Here is a 3,045-nt window from a genome sequence, read left to right as displayed (position 1 = left end):
TCTACGATTTTGGGTGGGTGTACATGTAATTTTCCATGTAATTTTCGCTGCTGGATATAACGATAGGCACTCTCCTGAGCAACCCCCAGCGTGCTCAGCTGGCCGCGGCTGTCATAGCCCACCGCCATACTAAAGTGGCCTTTCTGGTAGCGGGTCACCCGCCCGGCTGCATCGTGCGAGTCGGCAACATAGTACAGCTGTCCACGGTCGCCCTCTCGTGCTTCCTGCTTTTTATCAACCTGTCCGGCGCTGTAGTATAAGCGCTGGCCTCGGGCCTCTACAAAACGGCCACGCTCGCGGGTACGCCGGTAATCATCAAACTGCTGGAACACCCGGCCATACTCATCAAAGGTGGTCAGCTGCACCACACATTTAGCGCCATGTATGGAAGTCAGCGCGTCTGTTATCCGCACATCTTTAGTGGCAGGCTCGTAGCTGACTTGACCTTTACAGCTCAGGTCACTTTCCAGATCGGTGACCGATGCCACCTGACGCCCCAGCCCGTCATACAGGTATGACCGCGCCCAGCTGCCACGCACCTCCTGGTCCAGACGCCAGGGTTTGCTGGTGTCGTAATGCCACTCGCTATCCACCACATTATTAATTTTGAGTGTGGTTTTACGACCAAGTGCGTCGTACTCAAAGCTCAGCTTATCGCCATTGGCATCGGTTTGCACAAGCAGCTCACCCAATGCATTGTAAGTGTACTGCCAGTGGCCCCGATCACGGTCTTTGGTGCTGGTTTTACGACCCGTCAGGTCGTTGTAGCCGTTGTCTATCAGGGGGGCGCATTAACGCCGATTTAGAAGCGTCCACCACATCACCCACTCCAAAAAATCCAGACTGAAATGCCTACGATTTTGGGTGGGTGTCCATGCAACTCACCTTCCATGCAACTCACCTCACCCACCCAAAAAGCCCAGACTGAAATGCCTACGATTTTGGGTGGATGTCATGTAACTACAATGTAACTACAGACTACTCATGCATTAATGACGCGGTGATGCTCCTTTTGGCTCAACTACTATCTCATCAGAACAATTATGGTAGCCGTTACAAGTCTTAAATACTCCCGTAATGTCATAAAGCTGGCTCGGTTTTTCCCGACTTAAATAGACATCGGCTTGCTCTACATTTAACTTAACAGAACTATATATAACTTCCCCTTTACTATAGAGAGAAAGCCAATAGAATCCCCTTGTGTACATCAAATACCCTGTAACCCTTATTTTTTTCCCTTCATAATTATCACCAACGCTTAACAATTTTGGTAATGAAACTTGATATATCTTTTCAGATGCCAACACGAAGTCTGACAAAAAAAATAAAAACAAAGCAAATAAACACTTCATTAACACTTGCCTCCATTAGTCAGATTAGTACAATACATGTGATCTGGTGCTTTATAATAATCTCGTTGATAATACATAGCGTCAAATTTCAACAGTTCTCCATAAGGGTTTGCTAAGTATCCATTAATAGCTCTACCCACAGGGTTATCTCCCTTATAATAGCCATAGTCACCACCAGAAAAGCCCGCTGATTCAGCCCACCTTTGTCCATGAGTATGTACCATCGCTACAGCCCTATCACTGAATTGATAGTTCATTCCAACAACTCCACTATAATAATCCGTGAATACAGGACCCAATCTGAAATTTGACTCTGATACTCTAATAATCTCAGCAGATACTTCAACATTTAACTCATGGGAAAATGTAACTCCACCCAACCTAGTACAGCTCATTAGTAGAATTATGCAGCCTCAAGGTAGCCAACTGGAGTCATGTCTTCCAGTGCATCGTGAGGCCTTTCATAATTGTAAATTTCTAGCCATTCATCTGTGATTTCGCGTACTTGTTGTAGTGAATCGAACAGATATAAATCTAATACTTCTTCTCGATAACTGCGATTAAAGCGCTCCACAAAACCGTTTTGATAAGGGCTACCAGGCTGAATAAACTCTAGCTTTATGTTTTTCTCCTGCGCCCAACTTTCTAACAGGCTGGATGTAAATTCAGGTCCATTATCAACCCTTATCTGCGACGGCTTTCCTCGCCAGGCAATCACTCGTTCAAGCGTTCTAATAACTCGCTCTGTGGTCAAGCTGGTGTCAACTTCGATGGCCAGTGCTTGCCGATTATAATCATCAATAATATTTAATGTTCTGAAGCGATGTCCAAAGCTTAAAGCGTCACTCATGAAATCCATAGACCAAGAATCATTGTGCTTTTCCGGCGTACTCAATGGCTCTGGGTTACGTGTAGGAACACGGCGCTTTCCTTTACGTCGCAAGTTGAGCTTTAGCATATTGTAAACGCGTTCAACACGCTTCTTGTTCCATGTTTTACCTTGATGCCTAAGTCGTTTAAACAGCTTAGGCAAACCCCAGCGAGGATGGCGCTCCACAAGCAACAGCAACGCATCGATTACTTCATCATCAGGTGGTCGTTTATGCGTGTAGTAATAGACACTTCGATTTAGTCCTGCAACCTCACAAGCAAGTGCCACACTTACCTCATACTGCTCTAGGAAGTGCTCAACCCACGCTCTGCGCTTGCTTGTGCTCACAGCTTTTTTGCAACGATTTCCTCAAGCATAGTGTGTTTAAGGCTCAGTGTTGCAAACATGTCTTTGAGCTTGCGATTCTCTTCTTCAAGCTCTTTCAGTCGCTTTACATCCGACGCTTCCATGCCGCCATATTTGGAGCGCCATTTATAAAATGTGCTCTGTCCAATTCCGTGTTTTCGGCAAAGATCTGGAACCGAAATACCCGATTCAGCTTCTTTGATCATGGCGACAATTTGTGACTCGGTGAACTTGCTTTTTCTCATCGTAAAACTTCCTTCTTCTGTTAATGGAAATTCTACTCAAGAACTGTTGCAGTTTATGGGGGAGTTACAGGTTTGTCGGTGTCGGATATCAGCGTGGCGCACTAACGCCGATTTCGAAGCGTCCATCTCAATCACCCACCCAAGAATCCGAACTGAATGTCTACGATTTTGGGTGGGTGTCCTTGTAATTTCCGGCATTGCCTTCGCGTGC

The 3,045-nt window shown here is 45.8% G+C and carries 4 protein-coding genes; all 4 read right to left on the bottom strand.

The window, feature by feature from the left end:
- The coding region (locus C3B51_RS22375) for a hypothetical protein (RefSeq protein ID WP_130246448.1) at positions 1-677 on the bottom strand (677 nt) is incomplete at its 3' end.
- Positions 678-989: 312 nt separating this feature from the next.
- The gene (locus C3B51_RS22370; protein ID WP_130246447.1) at positions 990-1,352 is read right to left on the bottom strand and encodes a hypothetical protein; all 363 of its coding nucleotides are present in this window, start codon (positions 1,350-1,352) and stop codon (positions 990-992) included.
- Positions 1,352-1,609: a hypothetical protein gene (locus C3B51_RS22365; protein WP_130246446.1), complete on the bottom strand. Its 258-nt coding sequence runs from the start codon at positions 1,607-1,609 to the stop codon at positions 1,352-1,354. The genes C3B51_RS22370 and C3B51_RS22365 overlap by 1 nt, the downstream gene beginning before the upstream one ends.
- Positions 1,610-1,755: 146 nt before the next feature.
- Positions 1,756-2,834, bottom strand: a protein-coding gene (locus C3B51_RS22360; RefSeq protein WP_240701956.1) for an IS3 family transposase whose coding sequence is annotated in 2 segments (ribosomal slippage) — positions 1,756-2,582 and positions 2,582-2,834 — 1,080 coding nt in all. Because the reading frame shifts where the segments join, the coding sequence is not laid out codon by codon here.
- Positions 2,835-3,045: the final 211 nt, after the last annotated feature.

This window comes from Pseudoalteromonas rubra, assembly GCF_004212645.1.
GTDB classification, from domain to species: domain Bacteria; phylum Pseudomonadota; class Gammaproteobacteria; order Enterobacterales; family Alteromonadaceae; genus Pseudoalteromonas; species Pseudoalteromonas rubra_G.
The sequence above is the reverse complement of the archived record's forward strand: the minus strand, read 5'-3'. Positions and strand labels throughout refer to the sequence as shown.

Excerpts from the sequence above, each read along its gene's own strand:
- C3B51_RS22370 (WP_130246447.1), bottom strand. The coding sequence starts at position 1,352 with ATGAAGTGTTTATTTGCTTTGTTTTTATTTTTTTTGTCAGACTTCGTG.
- C3B51_RS22365 (WP_130246446.1), bottom strand. The coding sequence starts at position 1,609 with ATGAACTATCAATTCAGTGATAGGGCTGTAGCGATGGTACATACTCAT.